Here is a 26,170-nt window from a genome sequence, read left to right as displayed (position 1 = left end):
CATAGAACATAGCGGCGCAGAGTTCCAAAGGATGCAGGATAAAAGATCAGGGATGAAATGCACGAACAACGGAATCATAACCTTTCGCGTTCTTCGCGCTCTTCGCGGTTCCGTTCTTCGTGTTTTCAACGCTTTATGACTCAATTCCTGGTTCTGATCCCTCGCGCCTTCGTGCTCTTCGTGCCCTTCGTGGATCAAATAATTAATCGTAGGAGAAGTAGAGTATGCAGCCACATCGTGAGCGGGCTACCCCAAAAACTGAACGCAATTGGTGGCGGTTTTTGCCTGTCTTGGGCGCAATTGGCTTAATTGGCTTGATGCTGGTATTGACCTTCATGCCAAGCAGCCTTGATGAAACCAGCCCAAACCCCGGCGAGGTCGCATTGCTTGGCTCAGCCACGCCAAGCATACAACCAAGCGCGACGATTGTTGCCGCGCCATTTCCAACCACGATTCTTGAGCAACCCCCAATTCAAGTTGTGCCAACCTTGCCAACTGAAGTCAGTCAACCGCCAACACAACCAATTGGCACGATTACGCTTGTGCCAACCCCAGAACCAAGCGATCTGGCCGTTTTACCAACGATTGTCCCCATAATTGAGCAGCCAGCGGTTGCTTTGCCTTCAGCAACTGTCGTGTTGCAAACGACCACTCCCTTACCAACCTCAACCGCTCGGCCTGCTGCTGGCGAAACCGAACTCTATGCCATTATCAACAATGCCAACCTGGAGCAATATCAATTGGTGCAGCTTGAGCCAACTGGCTTGGTAACGATTGCGACTGTTGATCAAAATGCCGAAGAGCTAAGCGCCATTTTGCCTGAACAACAAAGCTTGTTCTTGGCCCGCAACCAAACCCTATTTGCGATTGACCTGACGACTGGATTGCCACGTTGGAGTTACCCATTACTGCCGAAAAGTAACTATGATTATCAAAGTAGCTTAACAGTCGATCAAGCCGGAACTGGGGTTTATCTGCTTGATCATAGTAGTTTAGATCAGAGCTGGCGTTTGAGTCATCTCAATCTTGCAGATGGGCGGTTGCTTAATCCGCCTCAACAGCTATCCCCAATGTTGCATAGCATTTCGTTGGTCGGTGATGGCAAGTTGTGGTTTGTTGACGATGACAAACTGTATCGACTAGATCCTGAAACCCAAACCCAACGCGATTTTGGAGCAGTCAGCGATACCCAGATTCTTAGTGATGGGCGGCAAGCAGCACTGGCAGTTTTTCGCTCGCCAACCAAGCTTAGCTTAATCGATTGGGCCAACAGCACTGAGCACGATGTTACGCTTGCTACGCCTTTTCAGGGCACTATGCTGAGTGCCAAACTCTCGTATGATCAAACCATTCTGTTAGTAAAGAGTTTTGTTGAAAATGTGAATCCTCGGCTTGGGACGAAATATTTCTACGCGGCCTATGATCTGCAGAATGGAGCTTTGATTGCAATTCGCGAAGTTGATAGCTGGACGTTCGTCTACCCAACCACTATCGGCGATCAATGGCTGATAAAAACGATTGATTTTGATCGCTCACAACAAACCTTACACACCTGGAACGTGGCAACGAATAGCTTAACCAAGCGGATCGAACCTAGCGTACTGGGCGAACATGGCGTTGCTTGGATTGGCGAAGTGGCAGGGGCAACACTTACCCCGCTTAATCAAGAATTACAAGTAGCAGTTGCGCCATTACCAACGCAAGTGCCGATCTTTGAGCAACCCGCCTTGCCTACAATTCAGCCGCCAGTCGAGCAGCCAATTGCCATATTTAGCGATATTCGGGTTTCGAGTTTGCAGTTACGGCAATTTAATAGCGATCAATCGGTAGAGTTGCTTTCTGAACAAGGCATGGGTGTATTTCCACGCTATAACCAATCCCCACTATTGTTGCAACGCCCGCAATCAAAAATATGGCAATTGACCGACCTCGTAACCCAACAAAGTGCCCAATGGGAATTTGAAAAGCCGATCAATCCTGAGAATTTTAATTCCTTGCTAGCGCCGAGTGCCCAAAGCATGTTGGCCGTTGTGGGCCAAGATCTGCGTAGCAACGACCAATTTACAGGAGCAAGCCAGCTGATTCACATTAATGTACAAACCGGTCAATGGGATATTGTTGCCGATTCGCGCACATGGTCGGATTTAAAGTGGTCGTATCCAATTGCATGGCAAGGCGATACGGTTTATTTTCTCCAAACCAGCAAAAATCCGCAGATCCTTTGGCGCGTACAGCTAGGGCCGCCATTTCAAGCCGAAAAAATCGCTGAAATTCCGAGTATTCTGGCCAATATCCCCGATGTTGATTCGGCGATTATGGCCCAGGTGTATATTTCGCCCAACCAACGTTGGTTGCTCTATCCTTTAGCGACTGGTAATAAAACGATGGTGATTCGGGTGCTTGATTTGAGCAATCAACGCAGCCATGATATTGCCTTACCCTTAATGAGTTTGTATGGACTTAGCTTTTCGCCTGAGGGCAATAGTTTTGCCTTTATGCTGCCCCATGCCGAGCGCGGGCGCTATCCAGCGTTATATCAATTTGAACAACAACGCTGGTATCAACTTGATGCCAACAGCTATCCTGATAGTGGCGAAAGCCCGTTTTTGTGGTCGCCCGATGGCCATTGGTTGGCATTGGATTTGAGCAATATTGGCGGAGAATCGCAGTTAAGTGTCTATAATGCCCAACAACCAAGCTTGGCCTTTACCACAAATTTTGACTCAATCAACGAGCCATTGGCCTTGTATAACGATGGGAAAACGATTTTGGCTCGCCATTTTTGGCAAACAAACCTTGAACAACTAACCTGGAATAGGCAAGAATGGCAGATTAATTGGCGGGTTAATGATGATATTGTGCATTCGGATAGCTTGTATTATGTGTATCCACGTTAATGGGCTTTAGGTTATTGGAACGTTTTGTGACATGGCTGGCGATAATTCCAAAAGCCAGTAGCTAAAAGCACATAGACAAATCTCCTGTGTGCCCTGCGTTTAACGGAAAGGTTTTGACGATGGAAGAGCGTTCTCAACGGGCCAAGATTAGTGGTTCGGGCCGACGCTGGCAGGTTGTGCCAGTGTTTGCTGGCGTTGGTTTGTTAATTGCGATGTTGTTGGTGTCGCGAACTCCTGAGCCACCTGCGCCGCTACCAACTGCCACTGTCGTAGCCGAAACTATCGTTACTCCGAGTATTTCAACCCAACCCACGCCAAATAACCCAATTGCTTCGCTACCAAAGGTCGATTTGGCCGATCAACAATTATTATTGATCGATGTAAGTGCCGAGATTAAGTTCTGGAATGGTACTGATCCTATCCAAGCGCGGGGCGAGATTGAGCACTTCTTTAGCACAAACAGTGAAGGCCTAACCATTGATCGGCAACGTGAAATGCTGTTTATTCGCAGTTTTTATTGGCTCGAAGCCCGTTCGTTGCGTGATAATCGGCGTTTGTGGCAAATCCCGATCATCGAGCGCGAAGCCGATGTTGAAACCAAAATCTTGGATGTGGTGAGCGATCCATTTAATCAATTGGTCTGGCTCGTCGAAAAACAACGTGCGAGCGATCCATTTCAGCCGGCAACCGTGCGTTTGCGTGGCCTTGATAGCCGCAGTGGCTTGGAGTTACGCCGTTATCAAGCCCCGTTGTTGAACGATCAGCCCCACGTTTTGCCAACTATCAATGGCCCTTGGCTTTTGGCTGATGGCCAGTTATGGCCGTTTGACCCAACGAGCAAGGCCTTTGGTGCGCCATTGTTGGATAAACTGGAGTTTGCCCAAGTTGCTCCTGATGGCAAGCGGGCTTTGGTTTTTGGTGATGGCCTGCTGACTGAATTGGATTTGATTAACCAGCAAACCCTCAACCAAACCGAAGTAATCAATTTGCCCCGAGCAAATTCGATTGGGCGCATCATCGCCTCGCCCAACCTTGATTATGTAGTGATTATTGACACAGTGTTCGGAGAATCAGATGTATGGCAGGAAATTATCGTCTATGATCGCGCTGGTAAGCTTTTCGCCGGTTGGCAACGCCAATTATTGGCGTATCGTGATCATGGATTTGAAACTGATGTCAGTGACCGCATTCGCTTTCTCGATGATCAACGTTTAGTGCTGCTCCATCGCACGGGCGATCTGGAAATCATTGATTTGGTGACTGATTCAAATCAATTGATTAGCCTACGAGCAGATGATAATCTCGCTGAACGGCTAGAGTATTGGGATGGGTTTACATTAATTCCCGATCTAACACCCCAGGCGTTGATCGAAAATCCTGAGCTAGCATCCTTGGAGAGCACAACAGTTTTTTTTGAGCCACCACTTGAAAGCGATATTGATATTCCACTGGCCCCGACCGCCGATCCGCAACCACTTGGCTTGGCGATCGTGCGCGATCAAGTGCTCGAATTGTGGGATGATAGTCGGGTTAAAACGATCGATCAATCAAGTAATTATTCGATTACCCGCAATAATGCCCCGCCGCTGTTTGTTGATCGGGCTGGTGCTGATTTGGCATTTTTTGACCCGACCAGCCAAACCACGTTTACCCTCGTTTTGGAGCCAGCCGAAGCCAAAAGTCTGAGTGATTTTGCGGGGATAAGTTCGTCCGATAATCAAAGCGTGGCATTCTGCTATAGCTATCATCTTGATGTCAGTGCCGATTCGCGGGTCAATCGCTGTCGTGAGCTTGATGTGCAAACTGGCCAAACTACGCTGTTTGCTGAATTGCCTGCTGCCACGTTCCTAACCCCGATTTACTGGGATGGGCGGCAATTAACGATTGTTGGCAAAACCTCTCGTGAAGCCAACCAAGCCGATGAATACTTGGTGTGGCAAACTTTAGCCGATGATCGAACGCAAGGCCAAATGCTGTTGCAAGCGCTTGATCTCAAGCAGCTTTGGTATGTGGTTGGTTCGCCTACCGTCATTTATCAGTCCACTGCTGATGAAATAATTTATAGCTATGATGTGCTTGAACAAACCAGCCATTTGCTCACTCAGGGCATGTTTAATCACAGTTTGCACGTCGATTTAGCACCCAACGGCCAGAGTGTAGCCGTGCTTGAGCGCGAATATCCTTTGAAATATGGCAAACTGCGCATGTTTGATACCGCTACAGGTGCAGAATTATGGCACGATAGCGCGATTAACCATCAATTTGGCGATTGGTCGGGTGATAGCCAATTCTATTTGACTCGACGCTATCACCCAATTAATTCAGTCATCAATACGCACACCCGCCAAGGTAAAATTGGCCACTCGTTACTGGTTGGTGAAGGATTTGGCGATAGTACACTCGATTGGTCTGGGCAACGGATTGTGCTCGAAATGTATGATGAGCTGTTTTTGTTAGAGCGGGTCAACGAACATTGGTTGCCCTTGCGCAAATTTTCCGGTTTGCAAGCCATCTCTGATCGGAGTTTCCCATTGACGATGGCATATGTGTATCCACAGCCCTAGCTTAATCAGCATTTGGCTAGCCAGCCGAAGGCGCGGTTGATACCCAATTTAGTAGCGTGTCCGCCCGTAAAACCGCTAGTCGCGGCGGCACGCTGCTGATCGCTATGGAGTTAATTGTGGCCGAATCAACTTGTTTTGCCGCTTAGAACAGGTATAATGGCAAAACATTTGAGCGACATCGAGCTTGCTAGCGAGGAGCATCTGTGGAACCGATATATATCGCCTTGGATTTGGAAACAACTGGCTTAGAACCAGGGCGCGATGAGATTATTGAAGTCGGAGCAGTTAAATTTCGAGGCAACGAAGTTCTCGAAACCTACCAAACCTTGGTCAAACCCAAACAGGTGCTGCCGATTAAAATCGCCCGTTTAACTGGTATCGATGCCCATGAATTGACCACGGCTCCCACATTTAATAGTATTGGTGGACAATTAGCCAAATTTCTCAAAAGCTATCCAATTATTGGCCATTCAGTCGATAACGATTTGCGCTTTTTGCAACAACAAGGGCTAAAAGTTACCCAGCCGCATTACGATACTTTTGATTTGGCAACCTTGTTAATTCCCCAATTGCCCAATTATTCGCTTTCAACCATTGCCGAACACTTGCAAATTCAACACCCTGATGCGCACCGCGCCTTGGCCGATGCTGAAGCTAGTCGCTTGGTGTTTAGTGCATTGCTCGATAAATTAGCCGAATTATCGGCTGCCGAATTACATAGCATCGCTCAAACCACCCAAAAATTACAGTGGCCGCTAGCCAAACTATTTGGTGAAATTGCTAAACGCCGCGTGCAAACGCTTTGGCAAGCGCCGATCGAATTTCAACCAAAGCCGCTGGTGCGCCCCGTAGCTCTCGAACCAACGGGCAATCAGCAAGAACTCGATGCCCAAGCCATTGGCGCGATGTTTGGTGCAGATGGTGGGTTTAGCCGCATGTTCCCAGGCTACGAGCCACGCCAGCCCCAAATTGAAATGACCGAGGCGATCGCCGAAGCGCTCAATCAAGGCGATACCTTGATGATCGAAGCACCAACCGGCACTGGCAAAAGCTTGGCTTACCTTGTGCCCGCTGCTCAATGGGCACGCCAGCGCGGCGAACGAGTGGTCATCTCAACCAACACGATCAATCTCCAAGATCAGCTTTGCTCCAAAGATATTCCCACAGTGCAAGCGTTGTTGGCCGAGCAACCCGACCAATGGCCTGCCTTGCGGGCGGTGCAACTCAAAGGCCGCAGTAATTACCTATGTTTGAAGCGCTATGAATCCTTTCGTGCCCACCCCGACCACAACGAAGATCAGACCCGTGGGTTGTTGAAACTTCAACTTTGGCTGCCCTCGACCAACAGCGGCGATCGCGCCGAATTGATGTTGATTCAAGGCGAGCAACAAGTTTGGAACAATGTTAATGTTGATCCTGACCAATGTTTGCGCCAACGCTGCTCGCTCTATAATGAATGTTTCTTCTTCAAAGCCCGTGCTGAGGCTGAAAATGCCCATATCGTGGTGGCGAACCATGCTTTGCTAATGTCGGATGTCAAATCGCCTGGGATTTTGCCACGCTACGATCATTTGATTATCGACGAAGCGCATAATCTCGAAGATGTGGCGACTGATCAGTTGGGTTTTACGATTTCACAGCATAGCCTAACTGGTTTGCTCAACGATATGCATAGCGCTGGCGGCGTGCGTTTGGCGGGTGGCGTGCTTAACGAATGGACCCAAATTTTTCGTTTGAGCACTGTTGATCATAAAGAGCAGCGCAAACTCGAAGATCTCAGCGCCGATTTACGGCCAAATGTTGATAAAGCCCGCGAAGCAGCTCAGCAATTGTTCAGTATTTTCAACGATATTATGGCCAAAGATCGCAGCGTGACCCAATACGATCCCCAGCTGCGGATTACCAGCAAAGTGCGCCGCCACACCGAATGGACCCAAGTTGAGCAAACATGGGAAAATTTGAGCATCAATTTGCGCAAGTTAGGCGATGGTTTTGGCAAGCTCCAAGCAATTTTGGATAATCTCGAAGGCCGCGATATCAATGGCTACGACGATTTGGTGATGCGGGTCAAGGGCATGGTCAATGCTTGCACTGAATTGCAACGCCAATTTGATTTGGTGATTTATGGCAATGAAGAAACCGTCGCATGGCTGACTGCCGATCAACGCCGCCGCGAATTGTTGGTGCAGGCAGCGCCAATTCACGTTGGGCCATTGCTTACAGAAGATTTATGGCTGAAAAAACGCGCTAGCATCTTGGTGTCGGCAACGCTTTCGGTCAGCAACAGCTTCGACTACCCCAAACAACGCTTGGGTTTGGATGAAGCCACAACGATGCAACTCGATTCGCCCTTCGATTACAGCAAATCAACCTTGATCTACTTGCCAACCGATATGCCCGAACCCAACGAGCGCAATTATCAACGGGCCATGGAAGATGCCCTGATCAATTTATGCAAAGCGACTGGCGGGCGCACCTTGGCGCTGTTTACCGCCAATGCCTCGCTCAAACAAACCTATCATGGTATTAGCGAAAGCCTTGAGCAAGCCGATATTTCAACCTTAGCCCAAGGCATGGATGGCTCACGCCGTTCGCTGATCCAGCGCTTCAAATCTGACCCACGCACGGTTTTGTTGGGCACTGCCTCGTTTTGGGAAGGCGTTGATGTGGTTGGCGATGCTTTGAGTGTGCTGGTGATTACCAAATTGCCCTTTAGCGTGCCAAATGATCCAGTCTTTTCGGCACGATCTGAGGGCTTTGATGATGCTTTTGCTGAATATTCAGTGCCTCAGGCAATTTTGCGCTTCAAGCAAGGCTTTGGTCGCCTAATTCGCTCCAAGGATGATCGCGGGATTGTGGTGGTGCTTGATCGGCGCTTGCTTAGCAAAAATTATGGGCGGCAATTCCTCGAATCATTGCCCGATTGCACGATTCAACGCAAACCGCTGGCCGAATTGGCAACAACTGCCGCTCGTTGGTTGGTTTAATCAGTATAAAAACGAGGATGAATCCAAACCATTCATCCTCGTTTTTGTTATTGCAATATTCTGATTATTTGACGCTCAGCACGCTAACACTGCTGGTTGCGCGATTGCCTGCTTGATCAATTGCCGTGGCCACAACCCGATAATTTCCAGCTTGGGTTGGGCTGAAATCAAGGCTATACGGTGCTTGATCGCGCATAAACACCTCGCCATTAACCGTCCACTCAACTTTAGCTAGCTGCCGATCATCTTGGGCAGTGACTTGGAATTGCAGTGGTTGGCCGCGTAAGGCCGAGGCTGGTACATTAATTGAAATCGTTGGCGCAGTTCGATCAAGATAGATTGTTACCCGTTGTTCATTCATTCCGTTGCTTTGCTTGACCAACAAACGCAGGCTATAGGCTCCCTCAGGCAAGCCATCGGCGTTCCACATTGCCAACAAACCATTGGAAATTCCGCCAAAGCCTTCGATAATTGTCGTCCAACTGCTGGGATTAGTGCCAGTGCCCCAGGCTACGCTGTAATCGCCAGCCGCGCTGCCGCGAATTCGAATGGGCGAGGCCAACGCCGCGCCATCACTTGGCTCGATCAAAGCAATTGCCACATTTGCGCCACCAGCACTGCTCGAATTTACCAACGGGCAAGGCTTGGTTGGCGGAGTACCTAAGCCGCCAGTTTCGCCCCAATTACCTGCCTCATCGGGATAGATTGCAAAAACTCGATCTTCACCTGGCTGATTGGGCAGCGCTACACAATCGCCACTTGGCCCAATGCGCACGGTGCGATAGACGTTTTCGGTTTCGACAGGCTCCGTGCCATTGACAAAATATTCAGTGCGAATGTTGGGGCAGGCGGCTGATGGCTTGGTGCCAGTTGGAATACAAACTTCATGCTCGGAAACATTTGAAGGCGGGGTAAATTGCTCTATCGGCAAGCCTTCGTGATATTTGGTCATCAGCCGATTCCAAATCACCGCCGCACCAAACGAGCCTGGTACTGCTTGCATCGGGCTATTATCGCTGTTGCCGACCCATGCGCCAATCACCACGCTCGGCGTATAGCCAACCGTCCAACTATCGCGGTCGTCGTCGGTTGTGCCAGTTTTGACCGCCGCAGGCCGATCGTTGGGCAATTCCATGGCATTATCTGGCCCAAACATCCATTCGCGGGCTTTGTTATCGCTGAGCATGCTCGAAATAATAAAGGCAAGCCCATTGCCATCGGGGCCGAGCACTGCTTGCTCTGGTGGTTCGCTCCAAGCCTCAAGCACCTCGCCACGAGTATTCACCACCTTCAAAATGGTTGAGGCTGGGCGATAATTACCCTCGTTGGCAAAAACACTGTAGGCCGTGGTCAATTCAAGCAGCTTGACCTCGCCACCGCCCAGTGCCAACGAAAGACCATAGCGTGGGCGATCATCCAAGGTGCTGATGCCAACCCGCTGCATCAAACGCAAAAACTCATCAATGCCGACATGATCGAGGGTTTTGACTGCTGGCACATTGAATGAATTGGCCAATGCGACGCGAATTGAAACTGGGCCGTGGAAGCTGCGATCATAATTTTTGGGCGCATAAACTTCGCCGCCTGCAAAACGATATTCGGTTGGCACATCCCATAGCACGCTGGCGGCAGTCCAATCGCGGAGCATGGCTGCCGCATAAACAAACGGTTTGAGTGCTGAACCAGGTTGCCGTTCGGCCAACGCCACATTAACTTGACCATCAATCGCCGTATTGTTGTAATCGGCTGAGCCAACGAGTGCCAACACTTGGTTAGTTTTGCGATCAAGCATCACAACCGAGCCATTGGTCGCGTTTTGGGCAGCGATTTCGCTAATGCGTTGTTGCACTTCTTGTTGGGCAACCGCTTGCCAATGTGGATCAAGCGTCGTGGTGACCCGCAAGCCGCCACGATAGAGCAATTCGGGGCCGTAACGAGCTTCAAGCAATTCGCGCACATAAAACACAAAATGCGGCGCGGTTAAATTAACTTGAGCTGGCTTGACATACAACACCTCGGCAAAAGCTTGCTCGGCTTGTTGCGGCGTAATCACCCCATTGCGCACCATTGCCGCCAACACGATCTCTTGGCGTTTTTTTGCTGCATCGGCATTAACTAACGGGTCAAGTTGCGACGGCGATTGCGGCAAGCCTGCCAACATCGCTGATTGAGCCAAGCTCAAATCGCTCACGCTAACCCCAAAATAGGCTTGGGCAGCGGCCTCAGCGCCATAGGCATTATTGCCATAAGGAATTTCATTCAAATACAAGGCCAAAATTTGATCTTTGGAATAGCGTTGGCTAATTTGATAGGCCAAAATTGCTTCGCGAATTTTACGTTGCGGGGTTTGCTGGCTGCGTTCATCGGGCGAAAGCAACACATTGCGCACCAATTGCTGAGTAATGGTTGATGCTCCACCTTGACCAGATTCTTGATCGGTCAAATTGGCTAGCGCAGCGCGGGCAATCGAAGGCAAATTAACCCCAGGATTGGTATAAAAATTACTATCTTCGACCGCAATGGTGGCCTGTTTCAAATATTCGGAGAAGGCGCTGAATGGCACGACCGTGCGTTGACCAGCATTGGGATCGAAAATTTCATAGAGCAAGGTTGTGCCATCGCGGGCATATAATTTGGTGGTTTCAAAGGCGCGATGGGTGCCCAAATTATCAATTGAGGGCAAATTACGGCTAAAATACCAATAACCGCCCAAGCCTGCCGCAAGTACACAAAATACGCCAATGAGCAGCAGTTCAACCAGCAGGATGAGTGCTTTGAGCCACCACGGGCGGGCTTGACGACGGGCAACCCGCGCCAAGCGCCGTTCTTGGCGCGGAGTTAATTGAGTTTGATTGCTGTTTGATTGTGCCATAGTCTTTTGGGGACTGGTCGCTGGGGAATGGGGGCTGGTTAACATCAGCATATTCCCGATCCCTGACCCCTGATCCCCAACCCCCACAAATAGATTTTGCGATAAAATTATAGCATGCAGCCTACACCAACTTCGGGTGATTATGCAGAAAGGATGGTTTGCATGAAGCAACGCAGCATGCGTATTTTGATTCCAGCATTTCTTATTCCACTAGGCCTTTGTATTGTGGCAAGCCTGTTGATTTGGATCTTTGCTCCAGATGGAGAAAGCTCAAATAGTGATTCGAGTCTTTCAGTTGAAGCAACGCCAGTTCCGGTTAGTGCCTTGAGCGAAGCCCCAAGCAATGATTTGAGCGACGAACAAGCGCGGATCGATTTGTATAAGCGGGTTGGCCCAGCAGTTGTCAGCATCGATACCGAAGTTGTCGGTGAGGGCAGCGACGATCTAACTGGCGAGGCACTTGGCTCGGGCTTTTTGGTTGACGATCAAGGCCATATTGCTACCAACAACCATGTAATCGAAGGCGCAACCCGCATTTTCGTCACCTTTGCTGATGGCCGACAAGTGCCAGCTACTCTGCGCGGAGCCGACGAAGATAACGATATTGCGGTGATTAAGGTTGATGCCGCGACCGTGAGCGAGATTGCGCCGATGGTGTTTGGCAACTCACGCGAAGTCCAAGTTGGTCAAGATACGATTGCAATTGGCAATCCGTTTGGCTTGCAAAATACCATGACTTTGGGGATTGTGAGCGCGGTCGAAGGGCGTTCGTTGCCAGGTCGTACCCTTGCTAATGGTGGTCAATTCCGCATCAGCCGAATTATTCAGACCGATGCGGCGATCAATCCAGGCAATAGCGGTGGGCCATTGCTTAACAGTAAAGGCGAAGTGATTGGGATCAACACCGCGATTCGGGTGAGTGATCCAACCGCTGCGCCAGCCTTTGCTGGAGTTGGCTATGCCGTGCCTGCTAACACAGTCAAAATTATTGTTGATGATCTGATTAAAACTGGCAAGCACGATTCGGCTTACCTTGGCGTGAGCATGTTGACGATCAGCGCCCAATTGGCGCAAGAATTGAAATTACCAGTCAGCCAAGGCGCGTTGGTCACCAATGTAGTCGTCGATGGCCCCGCCGATCAAGCTGGAATTCGCTTGGGTACAAAAAGCATTCAAGTTGAAGGTTCTGCATTAATTATTGATAGCGACATTGTGACGGCCTTCAACGGCGAAAGCATTCGTTCAAGCGACGATCTGATTGCCCATATCAACGATTCGCGGGTTGGCGATAAGGTCACTTTGACGATCATTCGGGGGGATGAAGAGCAAACGATCGAGGTAACGTTGGGGGCACGCCCTTAAACCCAGCAGGTTAGATCTATTTTATCACCCCTTGGGGGGATCTTTCGAGAATCTGGATCAAGAGCCGTATCTTTTTTGCAGGCTGCACGGTTTCCCTTATGCCAGACCTCTCCACACAGCAAACACGGGCGGGTGCAATCGACTGATAGCACCCGCCCGATGTTTTTAGTAATAAGTTTGATAATCAAACAGATAAACCTCTGCATCTGATCCCATTTTGCTCCCATTTCAATTCAGTAACTAGGTAGCACCGAAAATTCGCCATGAATTTTGGCAATTCTCGCGGTATAATTAAACACCCGAGCTTGCCATCAATCATCAGCCCAACGACGCATCAACGCTGACTACAGCCTGCCCGATACCCCACATTAGCATACTGGAGTTCGCCATGCATCATCTTCCCCAGTATTCGACCCGCTTAATTGGCCGCAACCGTGTGGTTTCCGCCTTAGTTGCTCTATTTCAAGAGCAAGCGCATCGGCTTGTGAGCTTGATCGGCGCGAGTGGCACTGGCAAAACCCGGCTGGGGCTTGAAGCAACCGAAACTATCCGCGATAGTTTTACTGATGGTTGCTATTTTATCAATTTAGCGCCAGTTGATGATGCGGTCTTTGTGCTGCCAACCATCGCCCATACCTTGGGCGTGCATGAAACAGCCAATCAATCGTTGCTCGATAGCGTGGTAAATTTTCTGCGCGGCAAGCGAGTATTGTTGATCCTCGATAATTTCGAGCAGGTCAAACGGGCTGCTGATGAGCTTAAATTGCTGATCGAACGCACCGATCAGGCTCAATTTATGGTGACGAGCCAAGTTGCGTTGGGCTTGGCTGATGAATATGAGTTTAGTGTGCCACCGCTCGAAGTGCCCGAGCAGTCCAATCTGCCAGCCAATCAATTATTAGAATATTCAGCGATTGCCTTGTTTGTTGATCGCATGCAGGCGATTCAGCCGCGCTTTGTGTTGACCGACACCCAAGCCAAGGCTGTGGTCGAAATTTGTCGGTTGTTGCATGGCTTGCCCTTGGCGATTGAATTAATTGCTGCCCATAGTTCGGCGCTCTCGCCGACCGATTTGCTGTTGCTCGTGCGCAATTATTTGGCACTTGGCCGAGGCACAACAATTGCCAAACCTGCCCGCCATCATGTGCTCTACCCTGTGCTCGATTGGTGCTTTAGCCGTTTGTCAGCGCCGCAACAAACCTTATTTAGCCGCTTGGGCGCGTTTATTGGCGGTTGCTCCAACGATGCAGTGATGGCGCTCTATCAAACAGTTGGCGAATTCGCGACCGCTGTTGATCCAGGTATTACCAGTTTGAAGCAAAAACATTTGCTCTTGGAAGAAACCATGCCTGGTCAGCAATCACGCTACATTATGCTCGATGCTGTGCGTGAATATGCTCACCAGCGTTTGCGCAAACGCAAAGAAGCCCATCAAATTGATCTGTATCATGCCCAGTATTACCGTGATTTGAGCATAACTGCCAAAGCTGAGTTGGGCGGCCCCAAGCATGAATACTGGACAAATCGACTGCTCAGCGAAATTCACAATATTCGTTCAGCGATTCAATGGGCTTTGAGTCATAACGAAGCCAATTTGGCCTTGCAATTAAGCAGCAATTTGGTGATGTTTTGGGTACGTCAAGGCTATCTCACCGAAGGTCGCCGCTGGATCACCGCCGCGTTAGAACACCAAGCCAAGGCCGACCCCATAATTGTGCGGCCAGCGTTGGGTGCAGCCGCAGGCATGGCTTGGTCGCAAAGCTGCTATCAAGAAGCCAAACAATACCTTGAGGCAGCCTTAGCGATTGAATCAACCAACCAAGCCGAAACTGCGCGGCTACTCAATACGATGGGCTTAGTGCTCTATGAACAAGGCTTGCATCAACCAGCCAGCGACTATTTCGCGCAAGCCTTGGCAATCTATCGCACCCTCGATGATCAGACGATGCTGGGGATTACGCTCAACAATTTGGGTTTGGTTGAGATTGATCGTGGCAACTTGGCGGCAGCACGTCAAATTTATGCTGAAGTTTTAGCCTTATTCCGCCCAGCCAATAATCCCTTTAATTTGACCATGCCACTGAGCAACTTGGCCTTGATTGAAATTCTCGAATATCGTTATGCCGAGGCCGAACCCTTGCTAGAAGAGGGCTTAGCGCTTTGTCGTGATAATCGCGATTACAATGGCTTGGGCTATTTTCTGACCAATTTAGCTGCTTGTTTGGGCGGCCAAGGTCGTTTTGAGCGAGCGCGGGATTGCTTGGTTGAAGCGTTGATTTTACGCAAAAATGCCCAAGCCAAAATTGGCATGTTGGTTGGAGCCAAAACCGCTAGCGAAATCTTGCTCAAGGCTGGCTTGGCTGAAGCAGCGGCGCTGGCATGGGGCTATGCTAGCGCCTTGTTCAGCGAACTGCAATTAACCCCACTTTGGTACGATGAGCGTCAACAAACAATGCTCGAAACAGAATTAAGCACGATGCTTGGTAACGAACGCTTGGCAAGCCTCAAACAAACCGGTGCAAGCCAAACCATCGACGAAATTATTAGCCTGATGCAAACAGCGAAGTTCTAAGCACATAGCATTAACTAGATGCTGCAATCTCTTGTATACTAATCTCGCTGCAACGATTTGTTATTACTTGAGATTGGAGTGCTATTAATGCAAATTACTGCGGAGTTAAGCTACGAGGTAGCGCTTGAGCAACTACGGCAATCATTAAATAACCCTCATGCCAACTTTCGTGATGGGCAATGGTCGGCGATCGATCGGCTGATTAATGACAATCAACAACTGCTGGTGGTTCAGCGCACAGGCTGGGGTAAAAGTTGGGTTTATTTTATCGCAGCCCAACATATCCGCCAGCAACGTGGCAAAATGACCCTGATTATTTCACCCTTGTTAGCATTAATTCACAATCAAATCGAAGCCGCCCAACGCTTTGGCTTAACTGCCGTCAGTATTAATTCAAGCAATCCCGAAGATTGGGACCGCATAAAGAGCAGTGTGCGCCAAAATCAAGTTGATGTATTGTTGATTGCCCCTGAGCGCTTTGCCAATGAAGCCTTTATGGAAGAGGTGTTATCGCCAATCAGCCAGCAAATTGGCTTGTTGGTGATTGATGAGGCTCATTGTATTTCCGATTGGGGCCATGATTTTCGCCCCGACTATCGCCGAATCGTTCAAACACTCCAAGGAATGCCAAAAAATTTGCCGATGTTAGCCACAACTGCTACTGCCAACCAGCGCGTGATTGATGATATTTGCCAACATTTGGGGAATTTTGCGGTTGAACGTGGCCCTTTAATGCGTGAAAGCCTGAGTTTGCAAACAATTCGCTTGCCTGATGCTGCGAGCCGTTTGGCATGGTTGGCGCACTATTTGCCTCAATTACCAGGCACAGGCATTATCTATACCCTAACTCAGGCCGATACAGAATACGTGACTACGTGGCTTAACCGGCAGGATATTAGTGCTTGTGCTTATCATGCGGGTTTGGATGCGGAGACTCGCGCCAGTTTTGAAAAACGTTTAGCCCACAATCAAATCAAAGTTTTGGTGGCAACCAGTGCCTTGGGAATGGGCTACGATAAGCCAGATTTGGGATTCGTGATTCATTATCAAGCGCCCAGCTCGATTATTGCCTACTATCAGCAGGTTGGGCGGGCTGGCCGCGCCATTGAACAAGCCTATGGCATTTTGTTGGCTGGCGAAGAAGATGCAGCAATTCATGAGTATTTTCGGCGTGAAGCTTTTCCGAGCCAAGCCACAATTGCAGCAGTTTTGCACGAGATCAATCAGCATGATGGGGCAAAACTGAATCAGATTCTGCAAAAAATTAATGTGCGTCGAGGCAAACTGGAGCATGCCCTAAAATTTTTGTCGGTGGAAGCCAATCCACCAGTCATCTACAATCAAAAAAAATGGCATCCAACCATCAACGCCAGCAACTATCAGCTTGATCAGGCCAAAATCGAGCGCCTGAATCAGCGGCGCATCCAAGAATGGCAAGCAATTCAAACTTATGTTGATACGCCAAAATGCTTGATGCGCCATTTAGCTGAAGCCCTTGATGACGCGCAAAGTAATGATTGTGGGCGCTGTGCCAATTGTCGTGGCCGATTATTGAGCAATGAGCCAGCACCCAATTTAATCAACCAAGCAGCGCGATTTCTCAAGCACTCGGAACAAATATTAGAACCAAGAAAAATTGCTGCTCCCAATATTCCAAGTATTTACCGCCAACTGGCTAGTCTCCCCGAACATTTGCGAGCAGAACCAGGTCGGGTTTTAGCTCGCTGGGGTCATGCTGGTTGGGGCGCAATGGTTAGCCACGATAAAAAGCAGGGGCGGTTTCGCGATGATTTAGTCGATGCTCTCGTGGAAATGATTCAACAGCGCTGGCAACCACAACCATTTCCAACATGGGTTACTTCCATCCCTTCGACCAGAAATCCCCGTTTAGTTGAAGATTTTGCCCAACGAGTAGCCCAACAACTGGGCTTACCATGGCTTGCAGCGGTTGTCAAAATCCATAATAATGAGCCGCAGAAATCCCAGCATAATGCTTTTCATCAACAAATGAATGTGCTTAATGCCTTCAAGATTGTAGAATCGAAGGCTGAGCCAGTGTTATTAATTGATGATATTGTTGATTCACGCTGGACGTTAACCATCGTTGCCAAATTATTAAAAGAAGCTGGAGCCACAGCGGTTTATCCCTGTGCCTTAGCCTCGACAGCAAGTGATGACGAAGAATGAATATCAATGCCCAAACCCATGCAATTCTGTTGCTAACAACCCATTTAGGCAAGCAAACCGAGGTTAAGCCATTAACCACCAGCGAGTGGGGCCGCTTTGCAGCGTGGTTACGCAGCCAACAACTCCAGCCAGAACAGCTCTTAAGCCATCAATTACCACAGCTCTTGAGCGAATGGAGCGATCCAAACATCAGCCTTGAGCGAATTCAACGGCTGTTGGATCGTGCGGCAGCCCTCGGTTTTGCCCTAGAGAAATGGCAACGAGCGGGAATTTGGGTAATCATTCGCTCAGATCCGCGCTATCCTCAACAGTTAAAACAACGGCTCAAGCAGCTCGCGCCACCAGCGCTATTTGGCTGTGGCAATGCTGAACTCTTAAATGCTGGGGGCATTGCCGTGATTGGTTCGCGGCATAGCACTCCTGCCGAGCTTGAATGGACTGCCGAGCTTGGAACAACGCTCGCTAACCACGGCGCAGTTGTCGTTTCTGGGGGTGCACGCGGGGTTGATCAAGCGGTGATGCAGGCTGGATTGGCCGCAAATGGTCAAGTGGTTGGCATTTTAGCCGATAGTTTGTTGAAAACAGCATTAGCCGCAACCTATCGCCAAGCATTGCAACAGCACCAACTGGTTTTGGTCTCACCGTTTAATCCTGAGGCTGGCTTTGATGTGGGCAATGCGATGGGGCGTAACAAATATATCTATTGTTTGGCCGATGCGGCAATTGTGGTCAATAGCACCCCAAATAAAGGTGGCACTTGGCATGGCGCACTCGAAAACCTCAAAGCTCAATGGGTTCCGCTCTGGGTCAAGCCAAATTCTGCCGCCAGCAGTGGCAATGCCGCCTTGCTCAAACAAGGTGCGCAAGCCTTAGTCGAGCCAATCGCCGATTTGCGCCAACTGATCAATCAACCTGTGATGCTTGAAGCAGCTCCGCTAAGTTTATTTGATTTACTGCCTACTGAACCCAACCCAGCGCCTGTTGCAGTCAAACCAGCAACCATCGATCAACCAGGAACAATTAATTTCTATCAGCTATTTCTCAATTACCTTGAGCAAACAGCCAAAACTCCATTAACCATTGAACAAATAATGCAAAGCCTGCAACTAACCAAGCAACAGGTTAGCGAATGGCTCAAACGGGCGATTGAGGCTGGCTATATTGTAAAAATCAACAAGCCAGTCCGTTATCTTTGGAATAATCCTATAATTCAATAGGTATTGGTCATAGTTATGTGCGATAGCTTAATGTTGTGCCATCAGAATTCCAGCGACAACGATTCCATTTGGCTTTAATTGCTGCAACCTTAGGCTGATCAGGAATATATTCATCTTCTTGAATAAAATAAGCTCCTACTGCATAACATTCTTCGATTGCAGCCAACATTGTGCTTAATGAATCATAGACTTGTCCAGAACTGTGAAAACAGAACCAGATTGATCCATAGTCATCGCGATTTTCATCCATTTGAACCATATAATATTCACCTTCAAAATCAAATAATGGAAATAGAAATGGTTCATAGGCTTCAAATTCAATTTCCCGATTTGTTTGCATCAGATCTTGATAGATTTGATAGGCATCTTCGACTGAAAGAAAATGATGATAATAAAATAAATTTTTATGGGAAATAATATCAGTTCCGTTATGCCACGCATAGAGTTCGAGAATCTCTGCTGGTAACCTAAATGGAATGATTTCTGCAATCTGCTCCGCACTATAACCTGGCTGTAAGTCAGTTAATAAGTCAGGATCAACTTGCACAGTGTAGTGGGCAATTGCTTGAAGCAAATTTTGAATGGTCAATGTTTGCGCCATTCTATACCTCAACCTGCAAGGTTTGCATCACTTTAGCCCGACCACCAGCCAACAAGCTCTGAATTGCCCCATCAACCACCTTGAGTTGCACCTCGATGACACTGGGCGAGGCTGGTTGCATCAGCCAACCTTGCTCGATTAACAAGCTGGTTTGCTGCAAACCCAGTTGATCGTGCAAATAACAAGCCAATGGGCCAGCCGCCATGCCTGTGCCTGCTTCCTCACGAATGCCATAGCGTGGCGCGAACATGCGCGTGCCAGCCGAGCGCCCAGTTTGCTTGGTAGCAGGCGTAAAGACATAGTAGCCAATCAAATCGAGTTGCTCACTGATTTGCTGAATCTGGGCAAAATCGGCTTGCAATTCCACCAGCGTTTGCTCACTCGCCAGCCCAATAATCAAAAAGCTATTGCCAGTATTGACCAAGGTTGGCACAGTGCCATTCAGTAAATCGCCGCTGGTGATGTTGAGCGACTGCAAAGCCTGTTGTGCAATTGGCTCAGTGAGCGCAAATGCTTGATAGCGCGGGGCCAGCTGCTGCATAAATGCCTGATCATCCGCTACAATAATCTCGCGCAGACCATCGATCGTTTCTTTGGCCAGCTGACCAGTTGGCACGCGGTTGAGTTGACGTAATAAACTAAATGTGGCAATCGTGGCATGGCCGCAATGGGCAATTTGGCGGGTTGGGGTAAAAAATTCTAGCTTAATCGTCGCCACATCCGATTTGCTCACAAAAGCGGTTTCAGATAAACCAACCTGCTGGGCCACGGCCAATTTCTGCTCACCACTCAATCCATCAGCCTGCAACACCACCCCAGCTGGATTACCACCAATGTCGCCATCAATAAAAGCATTGACAATCTGCACTTCAATCTGCATAGTAATTCCTCAAATAGAGATTTTAGAGCTTTGGGAGTATGTATGCTTGTACAATATCAGCGGGCCTTCGAAAAACTTAAGCTATCGCCATCGCAAACTTGGCCTGAAAGCACTCACTTTCGAGCACCCTATAAACCATTGATGCTCCTTGCGGTCAGCGACTTGATTGCAGTTGGCACACTCACTCATAATTTTATCGAGTATTCGGAGCTTTTGCTTGAAACCTTTGACCGATATTGGCGGATTATTTTTGATTCGACGAAGTTTGCCAATCCGATTCAGCCATTTTTCTATCTCAAAAGCGAGGGATTTTGGCATTTGCAAGCACAACCAGGCATGCAGCAACGATTGGCAGATGCACAAAATATCAAAACAATCGGCCAATTAAATCAACTTGTGCTTGGGGCAACGCTTGATCAAGCATTATTTGAGTTGTTGCAACAGCCATTTGCCCGCGAACAACTTCGCCAAAGCTTGATTCAACAGTATTTTACGCCGGAATTATGGCCAGCCCTCGGCATGATTGCTCAAATCAATACTGAGATTTTCGACTATGGCAAACTGTTAATTCAGCAAAGCCAGCGCACGTTTCGCGAAATTCCCGCAACTGATGCGCCATACCAAGTTGAAGTACGTTCTAGCGCATTTCGCCAAATTGTCGTGCCTAGTTATGATTATTGCTGTGCCATTTGTGGCATCCGAATTATTACTCCTGAGGGGCGGAGTGCAGCCGAGGCGGCTCATATCATTCCGTGGAGCCGGAGTTATAACGATGATCCGCGCAATGGGATTGCGTTGTGTGGATTGCATCATTGGGTATTCGATCAAGGCTTATTGACGATCACGCCAATCTACAAAGTGCAAATTTCACCGCTTGTCGATGATCAACCACCTGCTAACCAAGCGCTGCTCGCATTCGCCCGCCAATCAATCCAATTGCCAAATCAAGTGCACTTATATCCTGATCCGATTGCACTCAAATGGCATTACGAGCATATCTATCGTAACGATTAAATCCACATTTGTGCCCTAGAGTGTTGCTAAAGTAACTCCAACAATCAGTTGAAGTATTGAAGGAGTTCATCGATGCAACGTTTTCTTGGTTTTATGCTGATCAGTTTGCTATTGCTGGCTTGTGGTCAAACAACTGGGCAACAAATCGAATCGGCGGCGAGTGTGGCTCAAGTAGCCCAGACTGAGCCAACCGATGAGCCAACGGCCAAACCGACGCGCACGCCACGGCCAACTAACACACCACGCCCGACCGCTAAGCCCAAGCCAACTCGCACGCCACGGCCAACCGCGACCGCCACGCCAATTCCTGAGCCAGTTGTGCTGAGCGGTGTGGGCCAAACCGTGACTGATGCATTTATGCCACCTAGTGCAGTCAGCATCATTAAATTGACCCATACTGGGCGACGTAACTTCATTGTCAAAGCTTATAACGCTGAGGGCGATGAAAGCTATTTGGTCAACGAAATTGGGCGTTACGCTGGTTCGCGAGTGTTGTATGGCGATAGCAGTACATTTTTAGAAATTGATGCCGATGGCGAGTGGACAGCCGAAATTGTGCCAATTGGCTTGGAAGCTAGCGCCGCCGATGGACTAAGTGGCACTGGCGATCAGGTCAGTGGCCTGTTTATGCCTAACCAAGAAGGGCCAATTCCCTTCAATTTCACCCACAATGGCGATAGTAATTTTATCGTGCAAGTGACTTGCCAAGGCGGCATGGATTACGCCCAAAACGAGATTGGCACGGTTGCTGGCTCAGCGATTGTCAAATTCTCCGAAGGCCCATGCTTGTGGGATGTGCAGGCCGATGGCGATTGGACGATTAGCCCCAAATAAACCAACAGCCCGCAAATCATGGTTTGATTTGCGGGCTTGGCTTTTACTGCGGAGTCGCAAGTTGGGCAATTGTGGCTTCAAGCTCGTTGATCTGACGAGTTGTGGCTTCATGCTGGCTGATCACGTCTAACGGGGCACGTTGGCGACCGCCAAAATGAGCAATTTGCAACTCCAATCGTTGTAATTGCTGCTGATAGGTTGCTAATACACTTTGGACATGTTGCAATTGCTGGCTTGGATTTGGATTAGATGCTGGTAATTTAGCCTGTAACTCGCGAATTTGTTGGGCCAGTGCTTCATGTTGACTGATCAAATGCAGTGGAGCCGAACGCATGCCGCCAAAATTGGCAATCTGCTGATCGAGCCGATTCAACTGTTGCTGATAGATATTCAATTGTTCTTGAAGATGGGCTGTCTCGGTCATTAACCCCCCGGGGCTATGTGATTTATGAGCATAGGCTAAACCTAACAGAACAGGTAATAAAATTCAATCTTATTAGTGGGATTAAACGGAGCCGCAATTGAAACATTTTGTGTCCATTACAAAATAATGGACACAAAATGCAGAAGCAGAGGTTTGATCCTCTTAATTTTAATTAGATGCAATGTGAATAGCTTTTTTGCATGCAATATCGGGACTGATATATCTATAAGAAGCAGAAGATCCTCACAGTTACATTGGCAGCATTGACAAGCATAAGGAGGTTCGTATAGCAGTAAAGCATCTGGCGGTACTTCCAGCCTGACATGGTACTTACATTCCGCCAATTTTAGGTTTTGTAGCAATTTGGAGGCGTTATCAATGAATAGTTCGTAGTTTGTTAGTGTCCAACAAGGAGCATTATATGAGTTTGTCCAATGCGTGTAGCTATGTCGTTATCCTGCTCCAACAGCAAAACCCACGGGTGCTTGAATGTTTCAGAATCCACTTTCATACACCCTTAAAAATGCATCTACATAAACTTTATCCATGGATCGTAGAAGAAGATTTGGATGATATCATTAACAATGGCTTTATCCGTGCCTTAGACCGAGGAAGTCGCTTCAATCCCGATATTGCAAAAATTCACACATTTGTGAGCATGCATGTGCACTATGAAGCAAAGAATTTCCTTATGAGCCATGGATATACTACCCGCTTCAATCCTGATCTTGATGTTCCTGAAACGGTAACTGAACAACAACCATTTCATAATCAACAACCTAGTTTGGCAATGGAAGAGCAATTTGCCAAAGCCAAACTAACGCCTCAAGAACGCTTTGTCGTGATTGCTTTTTATTATCAATGTCTCACGATTGCCGATATTGCTGCTGAATGTGGCATTCAAGAATCGACTGTGCGGCAGCAATTAAGTCGCGCTTATGCCAAACTTCGCAATGGCTCATAATCGGGTATAGATTAAGGAACTGGTGGCCACGGCATGTTGCCAGTTTCTTCTCTCTACAACGGTATAGCAGAGAAGTACACGATGGTGTGTATTGAGTTAATCTAGCCTTTTAGCAGGAGATTACCGTATGGAATCGAATAAAAGAATCGCTCGGGAATGTGTAGGGGATCTTTTCGTTTTATTATTTTCGCCCGAGGAGCTTGAACAACTAACCCCTGCCGATAAGCGATTTATAGTTCAGTGTTATGGATGGGTGGAATCGGATTTTCAGCTTCAAAGTGTGCCTCTAGAAGATTATTTCGAAGCTGAATTTCAAGATGATCTCCCAAATTCATCAGAGTTAAGCACGTTATTTCCTTGTCAAGGATTAATTTACAATGAAGTAAATCTTGATCCCTTGGCATGCTATGAGAAAATCTATACTTCGTAGATTAAACCCAACGTAAATCGTGCTATGCGTTCTAGAGTATACCTAGAACGCATAGCTGGAGGAATAGCTATGAATAACGTAATTATAGCTGCACTAATCGGATTATCTAGTACGTTCATAGTTTTTATTATGCGTGATGTTGTAGTTGCCCGTAAAAATGAGATCAACCAATTGCGAAGAATATTTTTACAGAATCAACTAGAGTATGTTTATAGCCCTCTAGCACATCAGATTCAACGCTATATTACGGCAACTGATATTGAGCAACAAATTGATAGTGTATCATCTGTTCTGTAAATTCAATGCGCCTGCTTAACCGCAGATGGCCATGGGGTATCCTTGGAATAACCACAAACACAAGGAGCACCACCATGACCACCCAATCGCATTGTACCCTATCCGATACCGTGTTGGAACATTTAACCAGCCAGGGGTTGGATGCCCTGCCAGAGTTGCTGCGCGTGCTGCTCAACACCGCGATGGAAGCGGAACGCCAACAATTTCTTGGGGCAAGCCGCTATGAACGGACGGACGAGCGCCGTGGCTATGCCAATGGCTACAAACCCAAAACCCTGACCACCCGTGTTGGCCAGCTTGACTTGGCCATTCCCCAAGTGCGCGGTGGCGGCTTCTATCCCAGCGCCTTGGAGCGCGGCCTTCGCAGTGAACGAGCGCTGACCTTGGCCTTGGCTGAGATGTACGTCCAAGGGGTTTCCACCCGCAAAGTTGCGGCCATTACTGAACAGCTCTGTGGGGTCGAATTGACCTCCATGCAGGTCAGTCGGGCGGCGGCACAGCTTGATGGGGTGCTGGAGCAGTGGCGCACCCGCCCACTTCCCGAAACCCGGTATGTGTATTTGGATGCCCGCTACGAAAAAGTCCGGCAGGATGGCCGGGTGCGCGACGCGGCGGTCTTGATCGCCACGGGCGTGGATACCTATGGCAAACGCCTGGTCTTGGGCGTATCGGTTGCGTTGAGTGAGCAGGAAGCCCACTGGCGCAGCTTCTTGCAGGGCTTGGTGGAACGCGGGATGACGGGTGTCCAGCTCGTGGTGAGTGATGCGCATGCGGGACTTCAGCAGGCACGGCGAGCGGTGTTGGGCGGTGTGCCATGGCAGCGATGCCAATTCCACCTCCAACAGAATGCGGGCGCGTATCTGCCACGGCAAGCCATGCGTGCGGAGGTCGCTGCGGATATTCGCGCGATCTTCACCGCGTTGAATCAGCATGAAGCCACCACCCTGCTGGCGAAAACCGTGCAAAAATATGCCCAATCCGCGCCGAAATTGAGCACCTGGCTGGAAACGGCGATTCCGGAAGGCTTGACGGTCTTTGGCTTTCCTGCCGCCCATCGGCGATTGCTCCGAACCACGAATGGGGTGGAACGGCTGAACAAGGAACTGCGCCGCCGAACGCGGGTGGTGGGGGTATTTCCCAACGAGGCTGCATGTCTTCGGTTGGTGAGTGCGCTCGTGATGGAAGTCAGCGAGGAGTGGGAAACCGGACGAACCTACCTGACCATGGACGACAACGCCTAGCCGACGATTCGCCAAGGAACCCGTGGGAATTTACAGAAAAATAGTTGCATTATCAACAAATTGCTATCAGAGATAGTATTTATGCCATATTAAATAAATATAGTTACTTAATGCCTAAACAAACCGAAGCGATGATGTACTTATTATTTGAAAATACGTCGCTAGCCTCGGAATTGATTAATCGTGAATTTTTCATCGAATTCGATCGGATTAGAGATCGTTATTATAAATTATATTATGTTGGCTAAGTTAAATCCTGTTCTGGATATTCGGTCAAGTGCGTTGGCAAGCCATCAATACTCGCAAGATTTTTCTCGGCGCGATACGTTGCTAGGCCTTGTTCGCCCTTGGCCTCAGCCCAACGTAAGGCAGTATCGCGCTGCCCAACCAACTCCATCAAGGGCACACCAAAACCACACGATGTTTGCACCCGCTCGACTGCAACCAACACAATTTGGCGAATGCCTGGATAGTGCGGAAACTGCGCTAGCTCGGGTTCCCATTCAGCCATCGTTGGCACAATTACCCGCCCACGGCCATACAAACGCAAGATCCGTGGTGCTCCCACAAAAGCACAAAACATCAAGGTAATCCGGCCATTTTCCAAAATATGGGCTGAGGTTTCATTGCCGCTGCCGGTTAAATCCAAGTAGGCGACCTGTTGTGGCGAGTGAATACGCAGGCAATCCAAGCCTTTGGGCGAAAGATTGACATGGCCAGCGGCTGCCAAGGGAGCACTCGCCACAAAAAATAGTGGTTGTTGGGCGATAAATGTCTGCAATTCAGGGGTTAGCTCAGGGTGCAATTTAGCCATTGAATTCTCCATC

General features: G+C 48.7%; 18 protein-coding genes. 13 read left to right on the top strand and 5 right to left on the bottom strand.

Features of this window, described 5'->3' with window-relative positions; genetic code table 11:
• Window positions 1-224 precede the first annotated feature (224 nt).
• From LCH85_22390 to LCH85_22380, 3 genes are all read left to right on the top strand, one after another.
• The gene (locus LCH85_22390) at window positions 225-2,897 is read left to right on the top strand and encodes a hypothetical protein (protein MCA0354753.1); all 2,673 of its coding nucleotides are present in this window, start codon (window positions 225-227) and stop codon (window positions 2,895-2,897) included.
• A 119-nt stretch (window positions 2,898-3,016) separates the two neighbouring features.
• Window positions 3,017-5,461, top strand: coding sequence for a hypothetical protein (locus tag LCH85_22385; protein ID MCA0354752.1), 2,445 nt, complete (start codon window positions 3,017-3,019; stop codon window positions 5,459-5,461).
• A 203-nt stretch (window positions 5,462-5,664) separates the two neighbouring features.
• The gene (locus LCH85_22380) at window positions 5,665-8,448 is read left to right on the top strand and encodes a DEAD/DEAH box helicase (protein ID MCA0354751.1); all 2,784 of its coding nucleotides are present in this window, start codon (window positions 5,665-5,667) and stop codon (window positions 8,446-8,448) included.
• A 64-nt stretch (window positions 8,449-8,512) separates the two neighbouring features.
• Here the strand turns inward: LCH85_22380 and LCH85_22375 are convergent, their stop codons facing one another.
• Window positions 8,513-11,371, bottom strand: a complete 2,859-nt coding sequence (locus LCH85_22375) for a PBP1A family penicillin-binding protein (GenBank protein ID MCA0354750.1) — start codon at window positions 11,369-11,371, stop codon at window positions 8,513-8,515.
• Between the two features lie 111 nt (window positions 11,372-11,482).
• Between LCH85_22375 and LCH85_22370 the strand changes: the two genes are divergently transcribed.
• The 4 genes from LCH85_22370 to LCH85_22355 all read left to right on the top strand — a co-directional run bounded on the left by LCH85_22370 (window position 11,483) and on the right by LCH85_22355 (window position 18,658).
• Window positions 11,483-12,682, top strand: a complete 1,200-nt coding sequence (locus LCH85_22370; protein ID MCA0354749.1) for a trypsin-like peptidase domain-containing protein — start codon at window positions 11,483-11,485, stop codon at window positions 12,680-12,682.
• A 388-nt stretch (window positions 12,683-13,070) separates the two neighbouring features.
• The gene (locus LCH85_22365; protein MCA0354748.1) at window positions 13,071-15,254 is read left to right on the top strand and encodes a tetratricopeptide repeat protein; all 2,184 of its coding nucleotides are present in this window, start codon (window positions 13,071-13,073) and stop codon (window positions 15,252-15,254) included.
• Between the two features lie 87 nt (window positions 15,255-15,341).
• A complete protein-coding gene (locus tag LCH85_22360; protein ID MCA0354747.1) occupies window positions 15,342-17,441 on the top strand; it encodes a RecQ family ATP-dependent DNA helicase in 2,100 nt (699 codons plus the stop codon).
• Window positions 17,438-18,658 carry a DNA-protecting protein DprA gene (locus tag LCH85_22355; GenBank protein ID MCA0354746.1) on the top strand — a complete coding sequence of 407 codons (1,221 nt, stop codon included), beginning with the start codon at window positions 17,438-17,440 and terminating at the stop codon, window positions 18,656-18,658. Before LCH85_22360 ends, LCH85_22355 begins: the two co-directional genes overlap by 4 nt.
• A gap of 13 nt (window positions 18,659-18,671) precedes the next feature.
• Here LCH85_22355 and LCH85_22350 read toward each other — a convergent pair whose 3' ends face one another.
• Both LCH85_22350 and LCH85_22345 read right to left on the bottom strand, forming a co-directional pair.
• Window positions 18,672-19,259, bottom strand: a complete 588-nt coding sequence (locus tag LCH85_22350) for an SMI1/KNR4 family protein (GenBank protein ID MCA0354745.1) — start codon at window positions 19,257-19,259, stop codon at window positions 18,672-18,674.
• Between the two features lies 1 nt (window position 19,260).
• Window positions 19,261-20,139 carry a PhzF family phenazine biosynthesis protein gene (locus LCH85_22345; GenBank protein ID MCA0354744.1) on the bottom strand — a complete coding sequence of 293 codons (879 nt, stop codon included), beginning with the start codon at window positions 20,137-20,139 and terminating at the stop codon, window positions 19,261-19,263.
• 42 nt (window positions 20,140-20,181) lie between these two features.
• On the opposite strand from LCH85_22345, the gene LCH85_22340 reads away from it, so the two are divergent.
• Window positions 20,182-21,153: an HNH endonuclease gene (locus tag LCH85_22340; GenBank protein MCA0354743.1), complete on the top strand. Its 972-nt coding sequence runs from the start codon at window positions 20,182-20,184 to the stop codon at window positions 21,151-21,153.
• 72 nt (window positions 21,154-21,225) lie between these two features.
• A complete protein-coding gene (locus LCH85_22335; GenBank protein ID MCA0354742.1) occupies window positions 21,226-21,987 on the top strand; it encodes a hypothetical protein in 762 nt (253 codons plus the stop codon).
• 43 nt (window positions 21,988-22,030) lie between these two features.
• On the opposite strand, the gene LCH85_22330 is transcribed toward LCH85_22335, so the two are convergent.
• A complete protein-coding gene (locus LCH85_22330; GenBank protein ID MCA0354741.1) occupies window positions 22,031-22,411 on the bottom strand; it encodes a hypothetical protein in 381 nt (126 codons plus the stop codon).
• 523 nt (window positions 22,412-22,934) lie between these two features.
• Here LCH85_22330 and LCH85_22325 point away from each other — a divergent pair.
• The 4 genes from LCH85_22325 (at window position 22,935) to LCH85_22310 (ending at window position 25,343) form a co-directional block, all read left to right on the top strand.
• Window positions 22,935-23,375 (top strand): sigma-70 family RNA polymerase sigma factor, encoded by a 441-nt coding sequence (locus tag LCH85_22325; protein MCA0354740.1) that lies wholly within the window; start codon window positions 22,935-22,937, stop codon window positions 23,373-23,375.
• 127 nt (window positions 23,376-23,502) lie between these two features.
• Window positions 23,503-23,805: a hypothetical protein gene (locus tag LCH85_22320; protein MCA0354739.1), complete on the top strand. Its 303-nt coding sequence runs from the start codon at window positions 23,503-23,505 to the stop codon at window positions 23,803-23,805.
• A 69-nt stretch (window positions 23,806-23,874) separates the two neighbouring features.
• A complete protein-coding gene (locus tag LCH85_22315; GenBank protein ID MCA0354738.1) occupies window positions 23,875-24,102 on the top strand; it encodes a hypothetical protein in 228 nt (75 codons plus the stop codon).
• A gap of 74 nt (window positions 24,103-24,176) precedes the next feature.
• Window positions 24,177-25,343 (top strand): IS256 family transposase, encoded by a 1,167-nt coding sequence (locus LCH85_22310; protein MCA0354737.1) that lies wholly within the window; start codon window positions 24,177-24,179, stop codon window positions 25,341-25,343.
• A 244-nt stretch (window positions 25,344-25,587) separates the two neighbouring features.
• Here the strand turns inward: LCH85_22310 and LCH85_22305 are convergent, their stop codons facing one another.
• Window positions 25,588-26,157, bottom strand: a complete 570-nt coding sequence (locus LCH85_22305; protein MCA0354736.1) for a pyridoxamine 5'-phosphate oxidase family protein — start codon at window positions 26,155-26,157, stop codon at window positions 25,588-25,590.
• Window positions 26,158-26,170: the final 13 nt, after the last annotated feature.

The sequence above is a fragment of the Chloroflexota bacterium genome (genome assembly GCA_020161265.1).
Lineage (GTDB): Bacteria > Chloroflexota > Chloroflexia > Chloroflexales > Herpetosiphonaceae > Herpetosiphon.
This window is presented reverse-complemented; position numbering and strand designations above follow the sequence as displayed.